Annotated in this window: 23 protein-coding genes and 2 pseudogenes; 13 read left to right on the top strand and 12 right to left on the bottom strand. The window is 69.8% G+C overall.

The window, feature by feature from the left end:
• Positions 1–57: 57 nt before the first annotated feature.
• The 7 genes from ACQ86L_RS16255 to ACQ86L_RS16225 form a co-directional block, all read right to left on the bottom strand.
• On the bottom strand, positions 58–882 hold the full coding sequence (locus ACQ86L_RS16255; RefSeq protein WP_434316344.1) for an ABC transporter permease: 825 nt from the start codon (positions 880–882) through the stop codon (positions 58–60).
• Positions 879–1,892 (bottom strand): ABC transporter ATP-binding protein, encoded by a 1,014-nt coding sequence (locus tag ACQ86L_RS16250; RefSeq protein WP_434316343.1) that lies wholly within the window; start codon positions 1,890–1,892, stop codon positions 879–881. Before ACQ86L_RS16250 ends, ACQ86L_RS16255 begins: the two co-directional genes overlap by 4 nt.
• 146 nt (positions 1,893–2,038) lie before the next feature.
• Complete coding sequence (locus ACQ86L_RS16245; protein ID WP_434316342.1) at positions 2,039–2,719, bottom strand: PadR family transcriptional regulator; 681 nt, start codon at positions 2,717–2,719, stop codon at positions 2,039–2,041.
• 49 nt (positions 2,720–2,768) lie between these two features.
• A complete protein-coding gene (locus ACQ86L_RS16240; RefSeq protein WP_434316341.1) occupies positions 2,769–3,695 on the bottom strand; it encodes an HTTM domain-containing protein in 927 nt (308 codons plus the stop codon).
• A gap of 30 nt (positions 3,696–3,725) precedes the next feature.
• A complete protein-coding gene (locus tag ACQ86L_RS16235) occupies positions 3,726–4,256 on the bottom strand; it encodes an SdpA family antimicrobial peptide system protein (protein WP_434316340.1) in 531 nt (176 codons plus the stop codon).
• 14 nt (positions 4,257–4,270) lie between these two features.
• On the bottom strand, positions 4,271–4,954 hold the full coding sequence (locus ACQ86L_RS16230; RefSeq protein WP_434316339.1) for a hypothetical protein: 684 nt from the start codon (positions 4,952–4,954) through the stop codon (positions 4,271–4,273).
• Positions 4,955–5,035: 81 nt separating this feature from the next.
• Positions 5,036–5,434: an SdpI family protein gene (locus ACQ86L_RS16225; RefSeq protein ID WP_434316338.1), complete on the bottom strand. Its 399-nt coding sequence runs from the start codon at positions 5,432–5,434 to the stop codon at positions 5,036–5,038.
• A 430-nt stretch (positions 5,435–5,864) separates the two neighbouring features.
• Here ACQ86L_RS16225 and ACQ86L_RS16220 point away from each other — a divergent pair, with 430 nt between their 5' ends.
• The gene (locus ACQ86L_RS16220) at positions 5,865–6,332 is read left to right on the top strand and encodes a MarR family winged helix-turn-helix transcriptional regulator (RefSeq protein ID WP_434316337.1); all 468 of its coding nucleotides are present in this window, start codon (positions 5,865–5,867) and stop codon (positions 6,330–6,332) included.
• A 98-nt stretch (positions 6,333–6,430) separates the two neighbouring features.
• Complete coding sequence (locus tag ACQ86L_RS16215; protein WP_434316336.1) at positions 6,431–8,722, top strand: transglycosylase domain-containing protein; 2,292 nt, start codon at positions 6,431–6,433, stop codon at positions 8,720–8,722.
• 34 nt (positions 8,723–8,756) lie between these two features.
• Here the strand turns inward: ACQ86L_RS16215 and ACQ86L_RS16210 are convergent, their stop codons facing one another.
• The 4 genes from ACQ86L_RS16210 to ACQ86L_RS16195 form a co-directional block, all read right to left on the bottom strand.
• Positions 8,757–9,212 (bottom strand): SRPBCC family protein, encoded by a 456-nt coding sequence (locus tag ACQ86L_RS16210; RefSeq protein WP_434316335.1) that lies wholly within the window; start codon positions 9,210–9,212, stop codon positions 8,757–8,759.
• 87 nt (positions 9,213–9,299) lie between these two features.
• Entirely contained in the window at positions 9,300–11,009 is a 1,710-nt protein-coding gene (locus ACQ86L_RS16205) for a glycoside hydrolase family 13 protein (RefSeq protein ID WP_434316334.1), read from the bottom strand.
• Between the two features lie 32 nt (positions 11,010–11,041).
• Positions 11,042–11,977 carry a Gfo/Idh/MocA family protein gene (locus ACQ86L_RS16200; RefSeq protein ID WP_434316333.1) on the bottom strand — a complete coding sequence of 312 codons (936 nt, stop codon included), beginning with the start codon at positions 11,975–11,977 and terminating at the stop codon, positions 11,042–11,044.
• Positions 11,974–13,176, bottom strand: a complete 1,203-nt coding sequence (locus ACQ86L_RS16195) for an ROK family protein (RefSeq protein WP_434316332.1) — start codon at positions 13,174–13,176, stop codon at positions 11,974–11,976. The genes ACQ86L_RS16200 and ACQ86L_RS16195 overlap by 4 nt, the downstream gene beginning before the upstream one ends.
• 163 nt (positions 13,177–13,339) lie before the next feature.
• On the opposite strand from ACQ86L_RS16195, the gene ACQ86L_RS16190 reads away from it, so the two are divergent.
• The 9 genes and pseudogenes from ACQ86L_RS16190 to ACQ86L_RS16150 all read left to right on the top strand — a co-directional run bounded on the left by ACQ86L_RS16190 (position 13,340) and on the right by ACQ86L_RS16150 (position 21,728).
• Positions 13,340–14,092 (top strand): amino acid ABC transporter ATP-binding protein, encoded by a 753-nt coding sequence (locus tag ACQ86L_RS16190; RefSeq protein ID WP_434316331.1) that lies wholly within the window; start codon positions 13,340–13,342, stop codon positions 14,090–14,092.
• Positions 14,093–14,150: 58 nt separating this feature from the next.
• The gene (locus tag ACQ86L_RS16185; protein WP_434316330.1) at positions 14,151–15,104 is read left to right on the top strand and encodes a glutamate ABC transporter substrate-binding protein; all 954 of its coding nucleotides are present in this window, start codon (positions 14,151–14,153) and stop codon (positions 15,102–15,104) included.
• A gap of 103 nt (positions 15,105–15,207) precedes the next feature.
• Positions 15,208–15,852 carry an amino acid ABC transporter permease gene (locus ACQ86L_RS16180; protein ID WP_345840119.1) on the top strand — a complete coding sequence of 215 codons (645 nt, stop codon included), beginning with the start codon at positions 15,208–15,210 and terminating at the stop codon, positions 15,850–15,852.
• Positions 15,849–16,781, top strand: coding sequence for an amino acid ABC transporter permease (locus tag ACQ86L_RS16175; RefSeq protein ID WP_434316329.1), 933 nt, complete (start codon positions 15,849–15,851; stop codon positions 16,779–16,781). Before ACQ86L_RS16180 ends, ACQ86L_RS16175 begins: the two co-directional genes overlap by 4 nt.
• Complete coding sequence (locus ACQ86L_RS16170) at positions 16,774–17,766, top strand: asparaginase (RefSeq protein WP_434316328.1); 993 nt, start codon at positions 16,774–16,776, stop codon at positions 17,764–17,766. Before ACQ86L_RS16175 ends, ACQ86L_RS16170 begins: the two co-directional genes overlap by 8 nt.
• On the top strand, positions 17,763–18,509 hold the full coding sequence (locus ACQ86L_RS16165; protein ID WP_434316327.1) for a copper homeostasis protein CutC: 747 nt from the start codon (positions 17,763–17,765) through the stop codon (positions 18,507–18,509). Before ACQ86L_RS16170 ends, ACQ86L_RS16165 begins: the two co-directional genes overlap by 4 nt.
• The gene (locus tag ACQ86L_RS16160; RefSeq protein WP_434316326.1) at positions 18,506–19,291 is read left to right on the top strand and encodes an ROK family protein; all 786 of its coding nucleotides are present in this window, start codon (positions 18,506–18,508) and stop codon (positions 19,289–19,291) included. Before ACQ86L_RS16165 ends, ACQ86L_RS16160 begins: the two co-directional genes overlap by 4 nt.
• Positions 19,240–19,464, top strand: a complete 225-nt coding sequence (locus ACQ86L_RS16155) for an ROK family protein (RefSeq protein ID WP_434316325.1) — start codon at positions 19,240–19,242, stop codon at positions 19,462–19,464. The genes ACQ86L_RS16160 and ACQ86L_RS16155 overlap by 52 nt, the downstream gene beginning before the upstream one ends.
• A 114-nt stretch (positions 19,465–19,578) precedes the next feature.
• Positions 19,579–21,728: pseudogene (locus tag ACQ86L_RS16150) on the top strand (S9 family peptidase).
• 12 nt (positions 21,729–21,740) lie between these two features.
• On the opposite strand, the pseudogene ACQ86L_RS16145 reads toward ACQ86L_RS16150, so the two are convergent.
• Positions 21,741–22,564 (bottom strand): annotated as a pseudogene (locus tag ACQ86L_RS16145) (aldo/keto reductase).
• A gap of 53 nt (positions 22,565–22,617) precedes the next feature.
• On the opposite strand from ACQ86L_RS16145, the gene ACQ86L_RS16140 reads away from it, so the two are divergent.
• Both ACQ86L_RS16140 and ACQ86L_RS16135 read left to right on the top strand, forming a co-directional pair.
• Positions 22,618–23,160, top strand: coding sequence for a type 1 glutamine amidotransferase domain-containing protein (locus ACQ86L_RS16140; RefSeq protein WP_434316324.1), 543 nt, complete (start codon positions 22,618–22,620; stop codon positions 23,158–23,160).
• A gap of 126 nt (positions 23,161–23,286) precedes the next feature.
• Entirely contained in the window at positions 23,287–23,568 is a 282-nt protein-coding gene (locus ACQ86L_RS16135; protein WP_345840111.1) for a Fe-S cluster assembly protein HesB, read from the top strand.
• Positions 23,569–23,675 lie beyond the last annotated feature (107 nt).

Below are 23,675 nucleotides of genomic sequence, written 5' to 3'. Positions count from 1 at the left end.
TTGTGTACGCATGCCGACGGCGTGTCGGGTACACAACTCCGGAACTGTTGGCTGGGGTCAGGCGGTGCGTTGGTAGGCGCGGAAGGCGGTGGTGGCTAGGGCTGCCATGATGACCGCCAGCGCGGTCAGGAGGGCGGCGTGGGACCAGAGGGCCGCCCAGTCGGGCGCGGCGCTCAGGGCCTCGCGGCCGACGATCACGGCCCACTCGAAGGGGTTGTAGGCGGCGACGTTCCGCACCCACTCCGGCGACAGCTTCGTGTTCATGATCGCCGAGCTGAGGAACATCAGCGGCAGCGTGATGAGCTGTGAGATGCCGATCAGCGCGGTCTGGTCGCGGGCGAGCAGCGCCACGGCGTTCGAGAACGAGCAGAACACCGCCGTGAGCAGCACCACCCCGAGCAGGAGGAGCAGCATCCCGCCCAGCCCGCCGTCGAAGCGAGCGCCCGCCCAGAAGGCGATCCCGACCACGATCAGCGACTGCACGACGGCGAGGATCGACTGGTAGACGAGCGTCGACACGATCATCGCGCCGCGGTTCGTCGGCGAGGTGAGGAAGCGGTCCATCACACCGCGGTCCATGTCCTGGATGTACACAGTGCCCGACCACGCACTCCCGAACAGCGCGAGCATCATCACGACGCCGGGCGTCAGGTACTCCAGGTAGCTCTGCCCGACCCCGAACCCGGGGATCTCGATGACGGACTTGAAGAGCTGCCCGAACAGGAGCAGCCAGATCACCGGCTGCACCAGGTTCATCACCAGGAACGCGGGCATCCGGATCACCCAGCGGAGTTGACGCCCGGTGAGCAGCAGCGTGTGAGTCAGGAAGGTCGGGCCGGGGCGGCGCGCGGTGCGCACCGGCGCGGTGGCGATGGCGGTCATGATGCGGTCTCCAGAACGTGTTCGGCGGACTCCTGCGCCCGCGTGAAGGTGCGGCCGGTGTGCCGCAGGTAGACGTCGTCGAGGCTGGGCCGGGCGACGGTGGCGGAGGCGACGGCGACGCCCGCGGCCTCCAGTGCGGCGAGCGCGGCCGGAAGGGTGGCCGCGCCGTTGTCCGCGCGGGCGCGCAGCGTCCGGCCGTCGCCGCCGACCTCGTGGAGGGCGTCGACGCGTTCGAGCGCCGTGAGGGCGGCGAACGGGTCGGCGTCCTGCGACAGCTCAACGATGACGGCGTCTCCGCGGAGGCCGTTCTTGAGCTCCTCGGGCGTGCCACCGGTGACGATGCGGCCGTGGTCCACGATCGCGAGCCGGTCGGCGAGGCGGTCGGCCTCGTCCAGGTAGTGCGTCGTGAGGAGGACCGTGAGGTTCTCGGCGCCGGTCATCCGCTCCAGCTCCGCCCACAGTTCGGCGCGCGCCTCCGGGTCGAGCCCGGTGGTGGGCTCGTCCAGGAAGAGCACCTCCGGCCGGTGCATGAGGCCGATGGCGACGTCCAGCTTGCGCGCCATGCCGCCGGAGTACGCCTTCACCTGACGCTTGGCGTGATCGGAGAGGCCGAAGCGGTCGAGCAGCTCGCGGGAACGGGCCTTGGCGTCGCGGCTGCTCATCCCCTGCAGCCGCCCGGCGAGGACGAGGTTCTCGGCGCCGGTGTCGTTGGGGTCGGAGACCGGCTTCTGCGCCACGAAGCCGATCGCGCGGCGCACCCGGCCCGGGTTGCGGCTGACGTCGATCCCGGCGACGAACGCAGTGCCGGCGTCGGCGCGCGCGAGCGTGGACAGGATCTTCATGGTGGTGGACTTGCCGGCGCCGTTGGGGCCGAGCAGTCCGAAGACGGTGCCGGAGGCGACCTCGAAGCCGAGGTCGTCGACGGCGCGGATGGCGGGCTTGCCCCGGCCTCCGCTGTAGGACTTGACGAGGTGCTCGGCGGCGATCGCCGAGCCGTTCTGTGGTGCCACGGGTGGCTTCCTTTCATCTCGGGCAGCCACCGTCGCGGGCATATCATGGGGAAAGCCCTCGGTGACTGTTGACGCAGGTTCCGCAAGGAACGAATCGAAGGTGTGGATGGCCGGAGAGTTGCCGCTCTCCGGCCATCGTTCTGTCATCACGACCCCAGCAACTCGGTCACCTCCTGCCCGAAGTCGCCTGCCGCGATCCGCTGCCGGATCTCGGCCATGTCGTGGCCCTGGCCGAACAGCTCCCAGAGCCGCTCCCACCAGTCGACGCCGCCGAGCGACCGGTCGCGGATGCGCGCGGCGAGGTCGGCGACGAACGCACGCTCGGCCTCCATGATCGCGACGCGGTAGCGGGACTCGATCATGAACAGCTCCGGGAGGGGCATGGCCAGCGCCGCCTCGTAGACCCGCGCCCGCTCCGCCAGCTCGGTGTCGAGCAGGTCGCGCCGGCGTTCGAGGAGGTCGGCCGCGACCTCCGGGGAGAGCATGGGCAGCAGCGACAGCCCGGTCTCGATCGCGGGGTACTCCTTGACCGGGATCGCGATGAGCTCCCGCATCCAGTCGTCGGCCTCCGCGCGCCCGGCCTCGGTGATCTCGTACACGACGCGCTCGGGCCGGTTGCCCTCCCGCTCGGTCTGCGCGACGCGGACGAAGCCGTGCTTCTCCAGCGACTTGATGACGGCGTAGAGGGAGCCGAAGTTGAGGCGGATGCTGTCCTCCTTGCCGCGCTCCCGCATGGTGGTGGTCATCTCGTACGGGTACATCGGCTTCTCCCAGAGGCAGGCCAGGACGGCCAGCGCCAGAGGGTTCGACACCGCTCGCTTGGTCATTACTCACCTCCGAATACTTTGGTTAGAGTATTCGGTTTGGAATGGGGAGTCAAGCACTCCTACGAACAGCCGCCGTGCGCGCCGTAGCAAACAGGTCCGCAGCGAAAGCTGAGGTGAGAACCAGCCCGATCATGATCAAGCCGAAGCTGCCGATTCCAATGAGCGCGATGATCGCCAGGTGAAGACCGCTCGACAGAGCGACCGCGAGGATACGCGCCTTGCCGCGGATCCAAATCAAGACAGCGATCGCGATTTCAATGGCAATCGTTCCGAAGGTGATGACGAACGATCCGAGCGGAGACGCGGTGATCGTGAGCGCTAGTGACCCGAGCGGTCCCGAGACTCCGAACATCTCCATCCGGGTGACGTAGTAGATCGCTGAACCATCGACCCAGGCGTCGGTCCCGAATTTAGCTGTCGCGGAATGCAGGTAGATGATCGAGCACTGGATTTTGAGGGCAATCGCCGCCGCGTGCGGGATTCCGACCCACCAGGGACGTGATGCCGTTGCAGCAAAATGTGTTGGCGACGAAGCGTTCCAGCCGTTCCACCGGTGATCGAACAGGCAGATTACGGCGATCCACCACAGCGCAACGACCGCCGCGGACTCACCGCCGTCAACGAGGGTGAGCCCGGTCGCCGTGCTCAGAGCGATGTAAAGATGCAACAGCCCGGCCCAACGGGGTACGAAACCGCTGATGACAAGCAGGAGCGCCGTGACGCACAGTGCCCGGATCAGATCCGGGGGCAGCCCAATGCAGATGAGATTCCAGCCCTGCAGAGGGCCGGCGCAGTGCTGCTCACGCGTAACCCCACCAACCTGAGGCGTCAAGAAGGCGAGCGGCGTGAAGAGATAGATCGTGAGCTGAGCGACCGCGATGATCGCTCGGCCGACCATGAAAAGCCGCCAGAATGTCGCCCATTCGGCAAGGCCCTGGATGCGTGCATGCAAGAAGGCCACTGCTGCAACCTTCATCGACATTCGACTTCGAGGAGAGCGGCGCGCTCATCGACGCGCCAACCGGTGAAGTGCGCCCTGAAATCCCAGGGGACGGGGACCGTCATCACCACGATGGACGGTCCCGCAGATGGTCGGAGTATCGGAGGAGTTCTCTGCGCTCTGCGGCGATCCCATCTTCGCGGTTGCAATCAAACAGTCGTCATCGACAGGCGCGCAATCCACCCACCGCGTTGCCTGTTCGACCAGGCTGGCGAGTTCGGTTCCCTGGGCGCGCTGCGCCCGGACGAAACCGAACAGATTCTCCCCCTTCGAATTCGGGAAGCGACTGATCGAGCTGATAGAGCTCCCCTCTAACGAGTAGACCGTTGCCTCTTCGTCGTCGGGGTCTTTCGTGAAGAACTGCCATCCCTGGGGATAGATCGCTGACCACACCTGACGAGTGTGGGCGCCGATATCACCCAGCACCGTCGTCGGCAGCTGAACCACGACCGTGATCAGGATGAACGTGGCGAATACGACGATTGAAACTCGAAAGGTGACTCTCTCGCCGGTTGATCTCGACGCGTTGCGTCCCACCAGCTTCGGCCCGGTCAGGCGCGAACACCGGACATGAATCTCGAGACGAACTTCTGTCGATCCATCGCCCCCATGCGCTCGTTACCCGGAAGATAGACGAAGACGGCGGCTGCGGCGACAATCGTGACTGCTGCAGCAGTGTGAAGACCTGCGACCTGCCACACAACGACAGCCGTAGTGGCGGCCAGTGCCCACTGCGCGACGCAAACAGACCCGTTGCACCCGTCCCTGCTCATGGGGGCTTCCATCACCTGTGCCGCTTCTTTCGAATTGGCCTCGATGTACGCCGCGAAGTCCTTCCCGAACTCGTCGATCGCTCGTTGAACAGAAACGGGGTTGTCACTCAACAGCCCAGGACGGATGCGGGAGGAGAACACGGCACTTGCATCGACGTACCGCTGTGATGCTTCGAGAGCCTGCTCGTCCGTGATCAGAGCGAGCTCTGGCAACTGCGATTCTGCAGCCGCAACAGCAGCAGGATTGCGCTCCGCGATCGGCCCTTTGGCGAGGAGAAGGAACGCGACGAGTTCGGCATCCGTGACTGAGTTCGACTCGCCGGCCAGTGAGCGGGCCCCCAGTTCGGCACTCTCGATGGGACGAGACTCGCTGAGCGTCGCCCGACGTGGATCGGCGCTGACGGAATACTCGGATCGGTCGGTCGACGTCCCCGCGTCTAGCGCGTTCGCGGTCGCCGGCAAGGACGCCGCCAGAAGCGAGATGGCAAGTCCGACGGAAACTTTGGTCGCGAGAAGAATCGTTTCGTTCCTTTCCTTGGACGCCTATCCCTGCGGTGGCGCGCTCCGAGCAATGACGGCTTTCGCGGCCTGGTTGGCGGACCGCCCAGCCGAGAGCGAAATGATCACGATGACGCCGAATCCACTCAGCGCGAGGGTGTTTCCCACCGCCTCAAAAGGACCGGAGAGTTCGACGAATAGGAGCGCGACCAGGTGTCCGATCGCGACCAGCGAGATGGCAAGGAGATAGGGGCGTGAGGACCGCTGTGCAGCCTCCCATGCCTCATCCGAGTGAAGTGTGTACTTGGTGCGGATGCCGATCGCCAGATTTCTAGTGAGTGAGCCCGAGCGAATCGAAATCATGAGCACGAGTGAGACGAGCCCCACGACTGCGAGGCCGATCATCGGTGGGAAGAACACCCGCACCCTCGCTTCCTCGGCCATCCGATAACCATCTGCTCACATTTCAAACGTTAGTGGTTAGTGACTACACCAAGAAATTAGCGAACCAGATCGAGGGAGTCAAGCACTCCTCTCAGACCGACCTGTCCACCCTCAGGAAGGGGATAACCACCCCAAAGCCAATTCGCAGCAAAAATAACGACTTGATAACTAGCCCCCGTTACCTCTTCGTTATATAGTTCAAGAGCAATGGTTGTTTGCTGTGGCAGCCATCGCGGAATGTGATTGCAGGACACTCTTGGTGCAAGGGAGAGGGCCGGCCGCTAGCCTCTGCGGCCGGCCCTCAATCTTTTAACGAGCGACCGTCCTCCCGCTCCGCGACGCGAATGCCGTGCTGGCACGGATGAGCGCTGTCGGCGCATGATGAGAAGATGCGAACGCATCGACTACTCGAGCGCGAAGGGGTGGCGTCATGAGCACGGGCACGACCGCGGCCGGTTCGGCCAAGCGATCCAGGACGACCGCGGTCTCGGCATGGGAGTCGCTGTTCCGCGCGCAGGTCGCCGTCATGCGGACGCTGGCGGCCGAGTTCCCGACCAGGGACATCTCCTTCAACGAGTACGACGTCCTCTTCAACCTCTCCCGGCAGGCCGATCGCTCGCTGCGCCTCCGCGACCTCAACAAGCACGTCCTCCTCACCCAGCCGAGCGTGAGCAGGCTCGTCGACCGGCTGGTCGACCGCGGTCTCGTCACAAAGGGACCCGAGCCGTCCGACGCGCGCGGGACGGTCATCACGATGACCGACACCGGGTTCGAGATGTTCCGCCGCGTCGCGTTCGACCACATGCGCTCGATCGCCGAGAGGGTCGGCACCCGGCTCGACACCGAGGAGCTGGAGCAGCTCGCCGCCCTGTGCGACAAACTGCGCGGCGACGGCTGACGGCCGCTTCTCCTCCACATGCTCGTTCCTGAATAAGTTCTCCACAACGCGGGCGGACCCTCGGGGACCCGACATGGGGCGCGCGTATCATTGCGCGCATGACGGCTGACGGACGCAGAAGATGGAAGTGGGCGCCCGCGCTGCTCGGATTCGTGGCGCTGAGCGGTGTCGCCGGGCTCCTCGCCGCCGCGGCGGTCACGCCCGCCGTCGCCCTCACCGGATCGGCCGCGGACTCGACCATCAGCGTCTTCGACGGCCTCCCCGAGTACATGAAGGTGGAGCCGCTGGCGCAGGCGTCCACGATGTACGCGACCTCCGGCGGCAAGCCGGTGCCGATCGCCACCTTCTACTCGCAGAACCGCGTGGAGGTCGGCTGGGACGCCATCTCCCAGAACCTCAAGGACGCGGCGATCGCGACGGAGGACCCGCGCTTCTACGAGCACGGCGGCGTCGATGTCACCGGCACGCTCCGCGGCGCGGTGCTGACTGCGCTGCACAAGTCGGTGCAGGGCGGCTCGTCCATCACGCAGCAGTACGTCAAGAACATCCTTGTGCAGCGCTGCGAGAACAAGCAGCCGGACCCGACCGCGACGGACGCGGTCCAGAAGAAGCAGTACGCGGTCTATCGGGCGTGCTACAACGACGCCACAGCGGTCGACCCGGTGCGCAAGCTCAAGGAGATGCGGTACGCGATCGGGCTCGAGAAGGAGTACTCGAAGAACAGCATCCTGCAGAGCTACCTCAACATCGCTCTGTTCGGAGGCCGCGTCTACGGGGTCCAGTCGGCAGCCGAATACTACTTCGGGGTGTCCGCGGCGGACATCTCGCTCCCCCAGGCAGCGACGCTCATCGCCATCCTCAACAACCCGGACAACCTGCGTATCGACCAGCCGACCAACAAGGACAACGGCGCGGCGAACGGCTACGCGGCGACCCTCGCCCGGCGCAACTACGTGCTCGACCGCATGCTGGTGAACGGCAAGATCACCAAGGAGGAGCACGACGCCGCGAAGGCGACCAAGGTCGAGCCCAAGATCAGCCAGATGTCGAACGGCTGCATGACGGCGCAGCAGTTCAACGCGGCCTTCTTCTGCGACTACGTCGAGCGCACCATCGAGCAGGACCCGATCTTCGGCAAGACCGCCGACGACCGGTCCAGCTACCTGACGCGCGGCGGGCTCAAGATCTACACCACGCTCAACCTCGACCTCCAGACCCAGGCGCAGCAGGCTGTGTCGTCGTACATCCCGCCGACGAGCCCCAACCTCGACCTCGGCTCGTCCAACGTCTCCGTGGAGGTCGGCACCGGCCGGATCGTCACGATGGTCCAGAACAGGCCCTACGACAACACGGCCGCGCCCGCCGCGGGGACCACCGCCGTCAACTACAACACCGACTACGACTACGGAGGCTCTGAGGGCTTCCAGACGGGTTCGTCCTACAAGGCGTTCGACCTGCTCGAATGGCTGAAGGAGGGACACACCCTCAACGAGTCCGTGAACGGGTCAGTGCACACGTTCCCGCAGACCGCGTTCCACGAGAGCGACCCCTGCAACGACATCGGCGGCGCACCCTGGAACGTCGCCAACGACGAGGGTGAGTCGGTGACCTCGACCTCTGTCATGAACGCGACGGCGGCCTCCATCAACTCGATCTTCGCGATGATGGCCACCAAGCTGGACCTCTGCGGCATCAAGGAAGGCGCGCAGGACCTCCTGGTCCACGGTGCGGACGAGGCGACCAACCGATTCATGGCCAACCCGTCGTCGGTGCTGGGCACCAACTACATCGCCCCGATCACGATGGCGACGGCGTACGCCGGCATCGCCAACAACGGCAAGGCGTGCAGCCCGGTCGCGATCGACAAGATCGTCACGAACGACGGCGCCGAGCACGCCGTGCCGAAGACCCAGTGCTCGACCACCCCGATCGATCCGGGAGTGGCGGCGGCCGCGATCTACGCCCTGCAGGGCGTGCTCCGCGGCGGCGGCACCGCGGCCTCGGCCAACCCGAACGACGGCGTTCCGATCTTCGGCAAGACCGGAACGACGGACAACTCGGTCGAGAACTGGCTGGTGACCTCCACGACGAAGGTCGCGCAGGCCACCTGGGTCGGCAACATCTCGGGCGGCGTCGCCCTCCGCAGCCAGACCTTCCAGGGCGTCACCGGCGGCAACGTCAAGTTCTCGATCGTCAAGCGGATCCAGACGGCGCTCGACGCCGTGTACGGCGGGACGGCGTTCCCGGCGCCGCTCGCGAAGTACCTCGGGGCGACGGCACCCCCGAAGGCTGCCGCGCCCAAGGGGCCTGCCGCGCCGGCGCCCCCGGCTCCGGCTCCAGCGCCCAACCCGGGCGGCGGCGGCAAGGGTAAGGGCGGCGGCCACGGCTGATCGGCTGAGCCCGCGCGGGCTCCGCCCGGCGGGGTCAGGCCGGCCGGCGCTCCGCTGAGCGCTCGGCGACCGTCTTGACGCCCTGCAGCATGGCGACCCAGTTGTCGCGGGAGTGCCGGGCGGCCTCCACGGTCGGGTTGTTGTCCTGATCGAGCGTGACGTGGGTGCCCTCCGGGGTCGCGTCGAGCTCGAAGTGGAGCGCGTGGTAGTTGTCCGGGATGTCGGGCAGGCCGCTCAACGGGCTGAAGTGCGTGAGCACGATCCGCCAGGGCTCGTCACGGTCGTCCAGCTCGATGACCCGGCCGTGGTCCTCGAACGTCTTCCCCTGCCACTCGCCGCGCCAGACGATGCGGGAGCCGAGCCTCCAGTCGGAGACGACCTCCGCCCCGAACAGGATCTCGGGATGGGAGCCGCTGGTCGTCAGCAGGTTCCAGACCTCCCGTCGAGGCGCGCGGATGTCCGCCTCGGCTCTCGCGACGTAGTTCCCCATGACGCGCCTCTCCCGCTCCCGTCGCCGCCTCGGGCGACGTTGACGCCCATCACACACCTCACGGCGCGGGGAGCACAACCCCGCGGCTCAGGCGTCGCCGAAGACGAGCGCCTCCCACGGCTCCACCGAGCCGGACACGCCCCGGCCGGCCGAGTCGGCGAGATTGCCGAGCACGAGGGCCGCGCCCTCCCACCCGTCCAGCTCCGCCGGGTCGTAGCGCGCGGGCTCGCCGCTCAGGTTGACGAGGACCAGCAGCCGGCGGCCGTCTCGCTCGCGCACGTAGGCGAACAGCTGGGGATGGTCGGCCAGCACCAGGGTGAAGTCGCCGTCCGCGACGACGTCGGACCGGTGCCGGAGGTCGATCAGCCTCCGGTAGTGGGCGAACACCGAGTCGGGGTCCTGGCGCTCGGCCTCCGCGTTCACCTGCGCGTAGTCCGGGTTGGCCTCGATCCACGGTGTGCCCGTGGTAAACCCGGCGGCCGGCGCGGCCGACCACTGCATCGGCGTGCGGGCGTTATCCCTGCTCGTCCGGCGCAGCGCCGCCATGACCGTCCCCGCGTCCTGCCCCTGGATGTCGACGGCCTCCGCATAGTGGTTGAGCGACTCGATGTCGCGGAAGTCGTCGATGGACTCGAAGGGCACGTTCGCCATCCCGAGCTCCTCGCCCTGGTAGACGTACGGCGTTCCGCGCATCAGGTGCAGCACCGTGCCGAGCGCCTTCGCTGACGCCACGCGGTGCTCCGGCCGGTCGTCGCCGAACCGGCTGACGACGCGCGGCTGGTCGTGGTTGTTCCAGTACAGGCTGTTCCAGCCCACGTCGGCGAGCCCCTCCTGCCACTTGGCGAGGTTGCGCTTGAGGTCGAGCACGCTCGCCGGCCGGTCGTCCCACTTGCCGCCCGGCCCGTGGTCGAGGTCGACGTGCTCGAACTGGAACACCATGTCGAGCTCCCCGCGGGCAGGGTCGGTGAACAGCCGGGCCGCGTCGACGGAGACGCCGGGCATCTCCCCCACGGTGAGGATGCGGTCGGCGCGACCCGCGAACACGCGCTCGTGCATCTCGTGCAGGAACTCGTGGATGCGCGGCCCCTGGCCGAAGAACGGGTAGCCGTCGCCGAACAGCCGCCCGGCCGGGATCTCGCCGTCGGGGAGGTCGACCACCTTCGAGATGAAGTTGATGACGTCCATCCGGAAGCCGTCGACCCCGCGGTCGAGCCACCAGTTCATCATCTCGTAGACGGCGTCGCGGACCTCCGGGTTCTCCCAGTTGAGGTCGGGCTGCTTGCGCGAGAACAGGTGGAGGTAGTACTCGCCGGTCGCCGGGTCGAGCTGCCACGCTGGGCCCGAGAAGAACGACCCCCAATTGTTCGGCTCGGCGCCGTGCTCGCCGGGCTGACGGCCGTCGCGCGCCGGACGCCACCAATACCAGTCGCGCTTCGGGTTGTCGAGCGAGGAGGCGGACTCGATGAACCAGGGGTGCTCGTCCGAGGTGTGGTTGACGACGAGGTCCATGACCAGCTTGATGCCCCGCGCGTGCAGGCCGGCCAGCAGCTCGTCGAAGTCGTCGAAGGTGCCGAACAGCGGGTCGATCGCGCGGTAGTCGCTGATGTCGTAGCCGTTGTCGTCGTGCGGGGAGGCGTAGATGGGCGACAGCCACACCACGTCGACCCCGAGCTCCTGGAGGTGGTCGAGGTGCTGGATGATCCCGCGGAGGTCGCCGATGCCGTCGCCGTCACTGTCTGCGAAACTGCGCGGGTAGACCTGATATACGACCGCCGATTTCCACCATGTCTCGCTCACCCGCCCACCTTACCCGCGGGGGCGCAGGCCGCTCAGCGGACGCGGGGGGCGAGCACGACGCGGATGCCCGTCCGCGCCGACTCCCGCGCCGCCAGGCACACCTGCAGCGCGTCGATCGCGGCGGCCACGGGCGAGCGGGCCGGCTCCGCGCCGGTCTCGACGCACTCGACGAAGTACCGGGCCTGGGCCGCGAACGCGTCGCCCGGGAGGTCGGTGAGGGTGTCGGTCCCGCGGTCGCCGATGACCTCCAGCGTGGTGCGGAACGGCGTGCCGGCCGGGAGGTCGGAGACCGCGAGGAGCTGGGCCACGCCGCCGGAGGCGTACTCGACGGTGATCGCGGCCGGCGTCCCGAACCCGTCTCCCGGCGCACGGACGGCGGTGACCGCGACCGGCTCGCCGAGGTACGCGTCGGCCTGGTCGACATCGTGGATGGCGAAGTCCACGATCATCCCGCCGGAGCGGGACTCGTCGGCCAGCCACCCCGTTCCCTCCGGAGCGGCCGACAGGCGCGACCCGAGCACGGCGCGCGGGAGGCCGACCGACCCCGCCGCGACCCGCTCGGCGAGCGCCGCGTAGCCTGCGAAGAAACGCACGACGTGCGCGACCATGAGGACTCCCGACGCCCGCGCGGCGGCCGCGGCGACCCGCTCGGCGTCGGGGATCGTGAGCGCGATCGGCTTCTCCAGCAGCACGTTCCGGCCCGCGGCGAGCGCCTGCACGGCCAGGTCGGCGTGGGTGGGGGTCGGCGTGCAGATCGAGACCAGGTCGGCGCCGGGGTCGGCCAGCGCCTCGTCGAGGGAGGTCGCCCAGAACGCGTCCGGCGCGGCCGGGAGGACCGGGCGCGTGCGGGGCGACACCACCCAGCGGACCGGGACGCCGCACGCCGCCCAGGCCGCCGCGTGCGCGTGGCCCATGCGGCCGGCGCCGACCACGATCGCGCCGTGCGGCGCGGCGGCCTCCCCGCTCATCGCACCGCGCGGTCGACCTGCGCGGGATCGAACAGGGCGTCGAGCACCAGCCGTCCGGCGCCGCGGATGCCGGCCTCCTGCTTCGCCACGCTGACCGCGATGTCGAGCTGGTCGGTGATCATCGGCAGGCAGTCGGAGTAGATGGCCGAGCGGACGCCCGCGACGAACGCCTCCGCCTCGCCGAGGATGCCGCCGAGCACCAAGCGCTGCGGGTTGAAGAAGTTCATGATGGTGGCGAGCACGCCGCCGGTGCGGAGGCCGGCCTCCCGCAGCATGAGCGTGGCGAGCGGGTGCGCGTCCCTGGCGAGCCGGAGGACGTCGCGGGTGTCGGCGACCTCCACGCCGGCTGCGCGCAGGGCCTGCACGATGGCGGCGCCCCCGGCGACGGCGTCCAGGCAGCCGACCCGGCCGCAGGAGCACAGCACCTCGGGTGCGCCCGGCACGGTGACGTGGCTGATGTCGCCGGCCATGCCGTGGTGGCCCCGGTAGACGCCGCCGAACGCGACGATCCCGCAGCCGATGCTGGAGCCGGCCTTGACGAAGACGAGCTGGCCGTCGGCCGTCAGCGCGTCCGGTGTCTGGGCGGTGGCGTCGAACTCGCCGAGCGCCATCAGGTTGGCGTCGTTGTCGACCGCGACGGTCAGGCCGGTGCGGGAGGCCAGCGCGGCCGCGACGTCGAGGCCGTTCCAGCCGGGCATCCGCGACGGCGAGACCATCCGGCCGGTGGTGGAGTCGACCGGGCCGGGCATGCCGATCCCGATGCCGCGCAGCTCCTGGCCCGGCGCCCCGTGCATCGCGCGGAGCTCCTCGGCGCTCGCGGCGATCCAGGCGAGGACCCGGTCGGGTCCTGACCCGATATCCATGGCCTCGGTGCGGGAGGCCAGCAGCCGCCCGGACAGGTCGAACAGCCCGAAGGTGGCGTGGTGGGAGCCGAGGTCCGCCGCGGCGACCACGCCCGAGCCGGCGTCGACCTCCAGCGCGCGCGGGCGACGGCCGCCGTGCGAGACGCCCTCCCCCGCCTCCCGGAGGAAGCCGGCGGCGAGCAGGGCGTCGACCCGCTGGGCCACGGTCGAGGGCGACAGCCCGGTGTGGCGGGCGATGTCGGCGCGGGAGCCGGCGCGGCCCGAGCGGACGAGGTGGAGAATGCCACCGGGTGTGGCCGGTGCGTTCCCGGGTGCCGCGGTGTACGTGCCGCTCATTTCAGCGCATCCCCCTGTTCGCACGCATCCGTCGCGTGCACGTCTCGGTTGAGAATACTGTACCGACTTTCTTCGATTTCGAATCAACCAAATTCGAAATTGCAAGAACATGACTTACTTAGTACGCTCATCGCATCCCGACCGATGACGATACGAGGAACCGATGGAAACACCGAACGCTCGCCCGATGGTGAGCCTGCGCGGCGTCGACAAGCACTTCGGCGACCTGCACGTCCTCCGCTCGATCGACCTCGACGTCGCGCCGCGCGAGGTGGTCGTGGTCGTCGGGCCCTCCGGGTCGGGCAAGTCCACGCTCTGCCGCTCGATCAACCGGCTGGAGACCATCGACGGCGGCGAGATCCGTGTCGACGGCGAGCTGCTCCCCCAGGAGGGCGCCGACCTCGCCCGCCTCCGCGCCGAGGTCGGCATGGTGTTCCAGTCGTTCAACCTGTTCGCGCACCGCACCGTCCTCGACAATGTCGCGCTCGCGCCGATCAAGGTGCGCAAGGTCAAGAAAGCGGAGGCCGAGCGCCAGGCGCTCGAACTGCTCGACCGGGTGGGCATCGCCGACAAGGCGGGCAGCCACCCGGCCCAGCTCTCCGGCGGCCAGCAGCAGCGCGCCGCCATCGCCCGCGCCCTCGCGATGCAGCCCAAGGTGATGCTCTTCGACGAGCCCACCAGCGCGCTCGACCCCGAGATGGTCGGCGAGGTGCTCGACGTGATGACCTCCCTGGCGCGGGACGGGATGACGATGATCGTCGTCACCCACGAGATGGGCTTCGCCCGCCGCGCCGCCGACCGCGTGGTCTTCATGGACCACGGGCAGATCGTCGAGCAGGCGACGCCCGCCGAATTCTTCGACTCGCCCCGCACCGAGCGGGCCAAGTCGTTCCTGGCCTCCGTGCTCTCGCACTGACGCCGCCGCACCAACGCTCCACAGCACCACGAACCGTCCGAACTCAGAAAGGGATGCAATGACCCGCAGCACGACCCGCACGACCCGCCGCCGGGCCGCCTTCGCCGGCGCCCTGCTCGCGGCCGTGACGCTCGCCGTCACCGCCTGCTCCTCCGGCACCTCGGCCCTCCCCGGCGACGGATCCGGCTCCACGGCCAAGACCGACACGGTCTTCTCCGGCGCCCCCGTCGCCAAGGCCGCCCTGATCATCCCCGGCTCGACCATGGAGAAGATCAAGAAGCGCGGCAAGCTCATCGTCGCCGAGGCGCTCGACGCCCCGCTGCTCTCGCAGCAGGACCCGACCGACCCGAGCAAGGTCACCGGCTTCGACGCCGACCTGGCCAAGCTGCTCGCGATCTACATCCTCGGCAAGCCGAACGTGGAGATCGTCCCGCCCGCCTCGGAGACCCGCGAGGCGATGCTGCAGAACGGCACCGTCGACGTCGTCTTCAACACGTACACGATCACCGAGCAGCGCGCGACGCAGGTCGACTTCGCCGGCCCGTACTTCGAGTCCGGCCTGTCGGTCGCGGTCAAGAGCGACAACAAGACCATCAAGAGCGAGAAGGACCTCGACGGCAAGAACGTGATCGTCGGCGCGAACACGCCGGCCGTCACCGAGGTGCCGAAGGTCGCCCCGAAGGCCACGGTCACCGCGTTCGGCACCGACCCGGCCGCCGTCCAGGCGCTCATCCAGGGCCGCGGCGACGCGTACGTGCAGGACTACACCCTGCTCGCCAGCGACGCCGCCAGCGAGAAGCAGATCAAGGTGGTCGGTCAGCCGTTCACCAAGGAGCCCTACGGCATCGGCCTCCCGCACGGCGACAGCGACTTCAAGTCGTTCGTCAACACCTGGCTGAAGACCATCCAGAAGGGCGGCCAGTGGGGCCAGGCGTGGAAGACCACGCTCGGCACCGTGACCGATTCGGCCATCCCGACCGCGCCGGAGATCGGCTCGGTCCCGGGGTCCTGACCCCGACCCAGAGTTCCTGAGCGGCATCCGCTCGGGAGCCCCGGGCGGGGCCGGTCCGCCGGCCCCGCCCGCCCCTCAGACATTCCTCACGAGTGAGCGAGCGATGAACCCCCTGATCGACAACCTCGGGCCGCTGCTGCAGGCCCTCGGCACGACGCTGATGATGGCCGTCGTGGCCGGCGTCGGCTCGATCGTGCTCGGCGTGCTGGTCACGATCGCGCGCGTGAGCCCGATCCCGGTGCTGCGCACGGCGGCCTTCCTCTACGTGCAGTTCTTCATCAACGTGCCGCTGCTGGCGCTGCTGCTGCTCGCCGTGTTCGCGCTCCCGGACGCCGGCCTCCTGCTGCCGCTGACGCCGACCGCGATCATCGTCCTCACCGTCTACGAGGCCGCCTACGTCGCGGAGGCGGTGCGCTCGGGCGTCAACACCGTCCCGGTCGGGCAGGTGGAGGCCTCCCGCGCCCTCGGCTTCACCCTCGGCCAGTCGCTGCGGCTCGTCGTCGTCCCGCAGGCGCTGCGCGCGGTGGTGCAGCCGATCGGCAACGTGATGATCGCCCTCGCGATGAACACCGCCCTGGCCGCCGCCGTGGGCGTCGTGGAGCTGACCGCCGAGGTGAACAAGATCAACCTCGTCGCGGCGCAGCCCATCCTGATCTTCTCCGGCGCAGGCATCCTCTACATGGCGATCGCGCTCGCCATCGGCCTGACCGCCGGCTGGGTCGAGCGGAAGGTGGCGATCGCACGATGACCGCACAGCTCATCCCCGACCGTCCCGCGCCGGTGCGCGCCGCGCGTGCGAAGCGTCCGCGCCGGGCATATGCCGCCGCGTTCATGTACGACGTCCCCGGCCCGCGCGGGCGCCGCCGCATCCTGCTCGGCACCGTGCTGAGCTGCCTCGTCATCGCGGGGCTGCTCGGCTACGGGCTGTGGCAGTTCGCGTCGCACGGGCAGCTCGCGCCCGAGCGCTGGGCGCCGTTCACCGAGTGGCCGATCTGGAACTACCTGCTGGTCGGCCTGCTCGGGACCCTGGAGGCCGCCGCCATCGTCGCCGTGCTCGGCGGCCTCCTCGGGGTGCTCCTCGCGCTCGGCCGGATCAGCCGGCTGCGTGCGGTGCGGTTCCTCTGCGGGCTCTACATCGAGATCGCGCGCACGGTGCCGGTGCTGCTGGTGATCTACCTGATGCTGTTCGGCCTCCCGCAGCTCGGGATCAACCTGCCGGTGCTCTGGAAGCTTGTCGTCCCGCTGACGATCGCCAACTCGGCGGTGTTCGCGGAGATCGTGCGCGCGGGCATCCTGAGCCTCCCCCGCGGTCAGCGCGAGGCGGCGCTCAGCCTCGGGATGAAGCCCGGCCAGGCGATGCGGTTCGTGGTGCTGCCGCAGGCCGCACGGAATGTCGCGCCCTCGCTGGTCACGCAGTTCGTGAGCCTCCTGAAGGACACCTCGCTCGGCTACATCGTGGCGTTCACCGAGCTGCTCTATCGCGGACAAGTGCTGGCGTCGTACCTGCACCTGCTCATCCCGACCTATGTCGCCGTGACGGTCATCTACCTGGTCGTCAACGGAAGCCTCTCGGCGTTCGCCTCCCGCCTGCAGCGCGGGCCCCGGCGTCGCCCCTCCGCACAGCCCGCGCTCCCGGCCCTGCCGGCGGCCCAGTTTCAGGAAGAGACCCATGTCTAGCACCACCGCCGTCGCAGGACTCGCCGAGCTCGCCGCCGTGCGACGCTCCGGGCTGATCGAGAGCCGCCACTTCGGCAGCCTCGTCGCCCTCGACCCGGACGGTGGGACGCTGCTGCAGCTGGGCGACCCGGACGCGGTGGTGCTGCCGCGCAGCACGGTGAAGCCGCTGCAGGCGCTCGCGTGCCTCACGGCCGGCGCGTCGCTCGCGGGACCCTCGTTGGCCATCGCCGCCGGAAGCCACACCGGCGAGGACGAGCACGTGCGCGTCGTCCGCGACATCCTCGCGGCGGCCGGCGTGGACGAGGCGGCCCTGGGCTGCCCGGTCGACCGGCCGGAGGACGAGGGCACCTTCGAGCGGATGATCCGCGCCGGGGAGCCGCGCAGCCGCATCCGGATGAACTGCTCCGGCAAGCACGCCGCGATGCTGCTGGCCGCCGCCGCGAACGGCTGGCCGACCGACGGCTACCTCGACCCGGCCCATCCGGTGCAGCAGCATGTGCGCGAGACGATGGCCGCGCTGACCGGCGTCCCGGTCGGGCACGACGCGATCGACGGCTGCGGCGCTCCGCTGTTCGGGACGACCGTCCGCGGCGTCGCGCGCTCGTTCGGGCGGCTCGTGACGGCGGCGCCCGGGACTCCCGAGCGGGCGGTCGCGGACGCGATGCGCGAGCACCCCTTCTACGTCGGCGGCAGCGGGCACCAGAACTCGACCCTGATGGAGACCGTCCCGGGCGCCCTCGCCAAGGGCGGTGCCGAAGGGGTCATCGGTGTCGCGGCGGCCGACGGCACTGCCGTCGCGATGAAGATCGTGGACGGCAGCCCGCGCGCGACGACGCTGATCGCCCTCCGCGTGCTGGAGACGCTCGGCACGGACATCTCCCGCGCGGGCGCGCTGGTGGACCTCCCGGTGCTCGGCGGCGGCGTGCCGGTCGGGCGCATCGAGGTCGGCGCGGACCTGGCGTCGGCGCTGGAGCGCGTCGCGTGAGCGGAGTCCTGGTCGAGATCTGCCTCGATGATCTCGCCGGAGTGCGCGTCGCCGAGGACGCGGGCGCCGACCGCATCGAGCTGTGCAGCGCACTGTCCGACGGCGGCGTGACCCCGTCGATCGGCACCGTGGCGACCGCACTCCGGTCGGTCCAGCGGATGGGCGTCAACATCCTGGTGCGCCAGCGGGCCGGCGACTTCGTGTTCGACGCCGACGAGCTCGCGGCGATGGTGGCCGACATCCACGCGGTTCGAACGCTGCCGAACCCCCGGGGTGTGGTGGTCGGCTTCGTGGTGGGCGCGCTGCGGCCCGACGGGTCGGTGGACGTGGATGCGACACGCGCGCTGGTGACGGCGTGCGGGGACGCACCGGTCACCTTCCACAAGGCCTTCGACCAGGTGCCGGACCGCGCTGTCGCCCTCGAGGAGCTGGTCGGGCTCGGGGTGGCGCGCGTCCTCACCGCGGGCGGCGCGGCCTCCACGCTGGAGGGGGCCGATGAGCTCGCCGCGCTGGTGACGCAGGCGGGCGAGCGGATCGTGGTGCTCGCCGGCGGCGGAGTCCGCCCCGGGAACGTGGCCGAGCTGGTCGGCCGGACGGGGGTGCGGGAGGTGCACCTCCGGGCGGCCACCACGGCGGAGAGCGGTTCGCTCGTGTCGAGCCGGTATGACCCGGGCCACCGGCAGGTGACCTCGGGTGCGATCGTCGCGGCCGTGGTCGCGGCGGTGCGGGAGGAGGCGGCGTGAGCGAGACGACCCTGGCGACACCACTCGCCCACCGACAGGGCGACAACGGTGCGTCCCCGGACTCCGGAGCCCCGGTCGTCCTCGCCGTCGACCTCGGCGGGACCGCCATGAAGGGCGCCGTTGTCGGCGAGGGAGGCGCCGTGGTCGCCGAACTGACCCGTCCCACGCCCGGGAGCGACATCCTCGGCGCGCTCGTGACGCTGTTCCACGACCTCCGGACAGCCGCCGCCGAGCTCGACGTGGTCGGCGCCGGCGTCGCCACCCCCGGCATGCTCGACGAGCAGCGCGGCATCGTCCACTACGCGTCCAACCTGGACTGGCGCGACGTGCCACTGCTCGACATCCTCCAGGGCGAGCTCGACCTCCCTGTCGCGGTCGGGCACGATGTCCGGGCCGCCGGGTTGGCCGAGCGCACCTTCGGCGCAGCCCAAGGCTCGGACGACTTCGTCCTCGTCCCGATCGGCACCGGCGTCGCCGCTGCGCTCGTCACCGCGGGCGGGACCATCACCGGAGCGACCGGTGCGGCAGGCGAGTTCGGCCACATCCCCGTCGTCGCCGGCGGGGAGCAGTGCACGTGCGGTCAGCGCGGCTGCCTGGAGGTCTACATGTCCGGGGCCGGCGTCGCGCGACGCTACCGGGAGGCCGGGGGTCCGGCCCTCAGCGCGCGCCAGATCGTCGCCCGGATCGGTAGCGACCCACTGGCCGACCGCGTCTGGGGGAGGCCGTCGACGTGCTCGCGCAGGGCCTCACCATCCTCACCCTGCTGCTCGACCCCAAGGTGATCGTGCTCGGTGGCGGCGTCTCGCACGCGGGCGACGCGCTGTTCGGCCCGCTGGAGCTCGGTGTGTCGGCCGGCCTCGCGTGGCGCGAACGTCCCGCGATCGTGCGCAGCGGGCTCGGCGGGGACGCCGGACGCGCCGGCGCCGGCCTCCTCGCGTTCACCGCCGCGCGCTAGCTCCGGCCATTCGTGCCGAATCTCGCGAAACGCGGCGCCGAACACCACATTCGTGCCGAATCACGCAGGGCCGCGCCCACTGCCGCGGCCGGCGGCGTTGGGTAGCCTGGGAGGATGCTCACGCCGCCGATCACCGCGAAGAAGCCGACCGAGCGCAGCCACCACGGGGACGTGGTCGTGGACGACTACGAGTGGCTGCGCGACAAGGACGATCCCGCGGTCGTCGCCCACCTCCACGAGGAGAACGCGTACACGAACGCGCGCACCGAGAAGCTCGCCGTTCTGCGCGAGCAGATCTTCGACGAGATCAAGTCGCGGACCCGGGAGACCGACCTGAGCGTCCCCACCCGCGAGGGCGACTGGTGGTACTACACGCGCACGGTCGAGGGCAAGCAGTACGGCATCCACTGCCGCGCTCCCATCGCCGGCCCCGACGACTGGGAGCCGCCGGCGCTGGACGAGCACGCGCAGCAGCACGGCCTCCCGGGCGAGCAGATCCTGCTCGACGACAACGCGGAGGCCGACGGGCACGACTTCTACGCGCTCGGCAGCTTCGACGTCAGCACGGACGGCAGCCGTCTGCTCTACGGCGTCGACACCGAGGGCGACGAGCGATACACGATCCGGGTGCGATCGCTCGCCGGCGACGGTACGACGTTCCCCGACGAGATCGCGGGCACCGGCGCCGGCGCGCTCTTCGACCCGAGCGGCGAGTACCTGTTCTACACGACCGTGGACGACGCCTGGCGTCCGGACACCGTGTGGCGGCACCGGCTCGGCCAGGGGCCGGACGGCGAAGCCGACGCGGAGGTCTTCCACGAGCCGGACGAGAAGTACTGGATCGGCGTCGGCCTCACCCGCAGCCGCCGGTACCTGGTCATCGAGGCCGGCTCCAACATCACCAGCGAGAGCTGGCTGCTGGACGCGGGTGACCCGACGGGCGAGTTCCGCGTCGTGTGGCCGCGCACGGAGGGTGTCGAGTACGACATCGAGCACGTCGTGGCGGGCGGCCGCGACCGGCTGCTCATCGTGCACAACGACGGCGCCGTCAACTTCGAGCTGGTGAGCGTCGCGGCCGACGACCCGCAGGGGCCGCGGCGGACGCTGCTCCCCACGACCCGGCCGTGCGCATCGAGGGGGTGGACGCGTTCCGCGACTTCGTGGCGCTCGAGTACCGCCGGGAGGGGATGACGCGCCTCGCGGTCGCCTGCCTCCCGACCCAGACGGAGGGCGGCGTGGTCGGCGAGGTGGACGACATCCTCCACGAGCTGCACTTCGACGAGGAGCTCTTCACCGTCGGCGCGGGCGGCAACCCCGAGTGGACGCAGCCGTTCCTGCGCCTCGGCTACGGCAGCTTCGTCACCCCGTCGAGCGTCTACGACTACGACGTGCGCACGCGCCAGCTCACCCTGCGCAAGCAGCAGCCGGTGCTGGGCGAGTTCGAGCCGGAGCTGTTCGAGCAGCGCAGGGAGTGGGCGACCGCGGCGGACGGCACGCGCGTCCCGATCTCGCTCGTCTACCGCCGCGACCTGGTGACCCCCGGCGAGCCGGCGCCGCTCGTGCTCTACGGGTACGGCTCGTACGAGGCGAGCATGGACCCGTCGTTCGGCATCCCGCGGCTCAGCCTCCTCGACCGCGGCGTGGTGTTCGCGATCGCGCACGTGCGCGGCGGCGGCGAGCTCGGGAGGCTGTGGTACGAGCACGGCAAGAAGCTGCACAAGAAGAACACGTTCACCGACTTCGTGGCGGCCGGGAAGCACCTGGTCGACCAGGGCTGGACGACGCCGTCGCAGCTCGCCGCGCAGGGCGGGAGCGCCGGAGGCCTGCTCATGGGCGCCGTCGCCAACCTCGCGCCGCGGCTGTTCGCCGGCGTGCTGGCTGAGGTGCCGTTCGTGGACCCGCTGACGACGATCCTCGACCCGTCGCTCCCGCTCACGGTGATCGAATGGGACGAGTGGGGCGACCCGCTGCACGACGAGGACGTCTACTACTACATGAAGTCGTACGCGCCGGTGGAGAACATCCACCGCACCACGTACCCGCGCATCCTCGCCGTCACGAGCCTCAACGACACGCGCGTGCTGTACGTCGAGCCGGCGAAGTGGGTGGCCAAGCTGCGGGAGGTCGGCGCCGACGCGCTGCTCAAGACCGAGATGGCCGCGGGCCACGGCGGGGTGTCCGGACGGTACGCGGCGTGGCGCGAGCGCGCGTTCTCGCTGGCGTGGCTGCTGGATGTGGTGGGGGCGCACCCGACCGGCGAGTGACGACGGCGTAGGTCAGCCGAGGTCGTCGGGGTCTTTGCCGGTGCGCTCGCCCGACTCGAGGGTGTCGATCGCGGCGAGGTCGGCGGCGTCGAGGTCGAAGCCGAAGACGTCCAGGTTCGAGCGGATGCGCTCCGGTGTCGACGACTTGGGGATGACCACGTTGCCGAGCTGGAGCTGCCAGCGGATGACCACCTGCGCCGAGGTCACCCCGTGCTTCGCGGCGAGGCCTGCGAGCAGCGGGTCGTCCAGCACCCGGCCGCGGGCGAGCGGCGACCACGCCTCCGTCACGATCCCGCGGGCCTCGTCGTACGCGCGGACCTCCCGCTGCGGCAGCCACGGGTGCAGCTCGACCTGGTTCACCGCCGGCACGGTCTCCGTCTCGGCGGCGAGGCGGTCGAGGTGGTGGGTGTGGAAGTTGGCGACGCCGATCGAGCGGGCGCGGCCCTCCGCCTTCAGGTGCTCCAACGCCCGCCACGTCTCCACGTACTCGTCGCGCTGCGGCGCCGGCCAGTGGATCAGGAACAAGTCGACCGCGTCGAAGCCCAGGCGCTCCAGGCTCGCGTCGAACGAGCGCAGCGTCGAGTCGTAGCCGTTGTCGGTCCACCACACCTTCGTCGTCACGAACACGTCGTCGCGCGGCAGCCCGCTGCGCCGCACGGCCTCCCCACGGCGCGCTCGTTCTCGTAGAACGTCGCCGTGTCGATGTGCCGGTACCCGGCCTCCAGCGCGGTCAGCACCGCGTCCACCGTCTCGTCCTCCGGGATCTTGTAGACGCCGAAGCCGAGCTGCGGGATGCGGTTGCCGTCGTTGAGCGGGACCTGGGGAATGTTCGGCATGGGTTCATTCTCCCCGGCCGCGGCGTAGGGATGGGAGGACGAAAGGAGCCGAGATGGCCTACGACGACAAGCGGGTGGCATTCCTGGTCGGTCCGGAGGGGATCGAGCAGGCGGAGCTGGTGGAGCCGTGGAGGGCGGTGACCGACGCAGGGGCGCGCGCGACGCTCATCTCGAAAGACTCAGGGACCGTGCGCGCCTACAACCACCTCACCCCGGCGGACGAGTTCCCCGTCGACCTCACCCTCGACGCCGCGTCGGCGGACGACTTCGACGCGCTGGTGCTGCCCGGCGGCGTCGCCAACGGGGACCAGGTGCGCACGTTCCCGCGTGCGGTCGCGCTGGTGAAGGCGTTCGCAGACGCCGGCAAGCCGATCGCGGTGATCTGCCACGGCGGCTGGGTGCTCATCGAGGCCGGCGTGGTCGACGGGCGGACGCTCACGAGCTGGCCGAGCCTGCAGACCGACTATCGCAACGCGGGAGCGACCTGGGTGGACGAGGAGAACGTGGTCGACGCCGGGCCGTTCACCCTGGTGTCGTCGCGGAAACCGGACGACCTGCCCGCCTTCAACCGGGAACTGCTGAACGTCCTCCGGTGATGTCGGCCTGCGCCCCGCCTCCGCGCCGCGTGGACGTTTCCTGGCAATGGCGACGTGCGGGGTTGCGCTCGGGAGCGGACCGCGGGACCGTGGGCGGCTCCTGGAGGACCAACGAAAGGAGAGCACGTGCTCACCCTGACCGAGAACGCCAGCACGATCGTCAAGACCCTCACCGACCAGGCGCCGCAGGACGACGCCGGGCTGCGGATCAGCAGCAGCAACCCGCAGAACACCGCGTTCGCTGCGGCCGTGACCCCCGAGCCGGAGCCCGCAGACCAGGTGGTCGAGTCCGCCGGGGCACGGCTCTTCCTTGAGCCGGGTGCCGCCGTCGCCCTCGACGACAAGGTGCTCGACGCCCAGGTGGACGAGCAGGGCGCAGTGAGCTTCGCGATCGGCGCCCTCGCCTAGCGAGAGCCCACGCGACGACCAGAAGCCGGCGTCCCTGCGACGCCCGCCTCCCCGGCCCCGGTGCCCAGAGCGCCGGGGCCGAGTCGCGTCTGCGCGCAGAGTCGTGC

It is taken from the genome of Leifsonia sp. P73, from assembly GCF_051059105.1.
Lineage (GTDB): Bacteria > Actinomycetota > Actinomycetes > Actinomycetales > Microbacteriaceae > Leifsonia.
The sequence above is the reverse complement of the archived record's forward strand: the minus strand, read 5'-3'. Positions and strand labels throughout refer to the sequence as shown.

Excerpts from the sequence above, each read along its gene's own strand:
- ACQ86L_RS16180 (WP_345840119.1), top strand. The coding sequence starts at position 15,208 with ATGAACCCCCTGATCGACAACCTCGGGCCGCTGCTGCAGGCCCTCGGC.
- ACQ86L_RS16200 (WP_434316333.1), bottom strand. The coding sequence starts at position 11,977 with ATGAGCGGGGAGGCCGCCGCGCCGCACGGCGCGATCGTGGTCGGCGCC.
- ACQ86L_RS16225 (WP_434316338.1), bottom strand. The coding sequence starts at position 5,434 with ATGGCCGAGGAAGCGAGGGTGCGGGTGTTCTTCCCACCGATGATCGGC.
- ACQ86L_RS16215 (WP_434316336.1), top strand. The coding sequence starts at position 6,431 with ATGACGGCTGACGGACGCAGAAGATGGAAGTGGGCGCCCGCGCTGCTC.
- ACQ86L_RS16255 (WP_434316344.1), bottom strand. The coding sequence starts at position 882 with ATGACCGCCATCGCCACCGCGCCGGTGCGCACCGCGCGCCGCCCCGGC.
- ACQ86L_RS16190 (WP_434316331.1), top strand. The coding sequence starts at position 13,340 with ATGGAAACACCGAACGCTCGCCCGATGGTGAGCCTGCGCGGCGTCGAC.
- ACQ86L_RS16175 (WP_434316329.1), top strand. The coding sequence starts at position 15,849 with ATGACCGCACAGCTCATCCCCGACCGTCCCGCGCCGGTGCGCGCCGCG.
- ACQ86L_RS16195 (WP_434316332.1), bottom strand. The coding sequence starts at position 13,176 with ATGAGCGGCACGTACACCGCGGCACCCGGGAACGCACCGGCCACACCC.
- ACQ86L_RS16220 (WP_434316337.1), top strand. The coding sequence starts at position 5,865 with ATGAGCACGGGCACGACCGCGGCCGGTTCGGCCAAGCGATCCAGGACG.
- ACQ86L_RS16210 (WP_434316335.1), bottom strand. The coding sequence starts at position 9,212 with ATGGGGAACTACGTCGCGAGAGCCGAGGCGGACATCCGCGCGCCTCGA.
- ACQ86L_RS16140 (WP_434316324.1), top strand. The coding sequence starts at position 22,618 with ATGGCCTACGACGACAAGCGGGTGGCATTCCTGGTCGGTCCGGAGGGG.
- ACQ86L_RS16240 (WP_434316341.1), bottom strand. The coding sequence starts at position 3,695 with ATGAAGGTTGCAGCAGTGGCCTTCTTGCATGCACGCATCCAGGGCCTT.
- ACQ86L_RS16185 (WP_434316330.1), top strand. The coding sequence starts at position 14,151 with ATGACCCGCAGCACGACCCGCACGACCCGCCGCCGGGCCGCCTTCGCC.
- ACQ86L_RS16170 (WP_434316328.1), top strand. The coding sequence starts at position 16,774 with ATGTCTAGCACCACCGCCGTCGCAGGACTCGCCGAGCTCGCCGCCGTG.
- ACQ86L_RS16245 (WP_434316342.1), bottom strand. The coding sequence starts at position 2,719 with ATGACCAAGCGAGCGGTGTCGAACCCTCTGGCGCTGGCCGTCCTGGCC.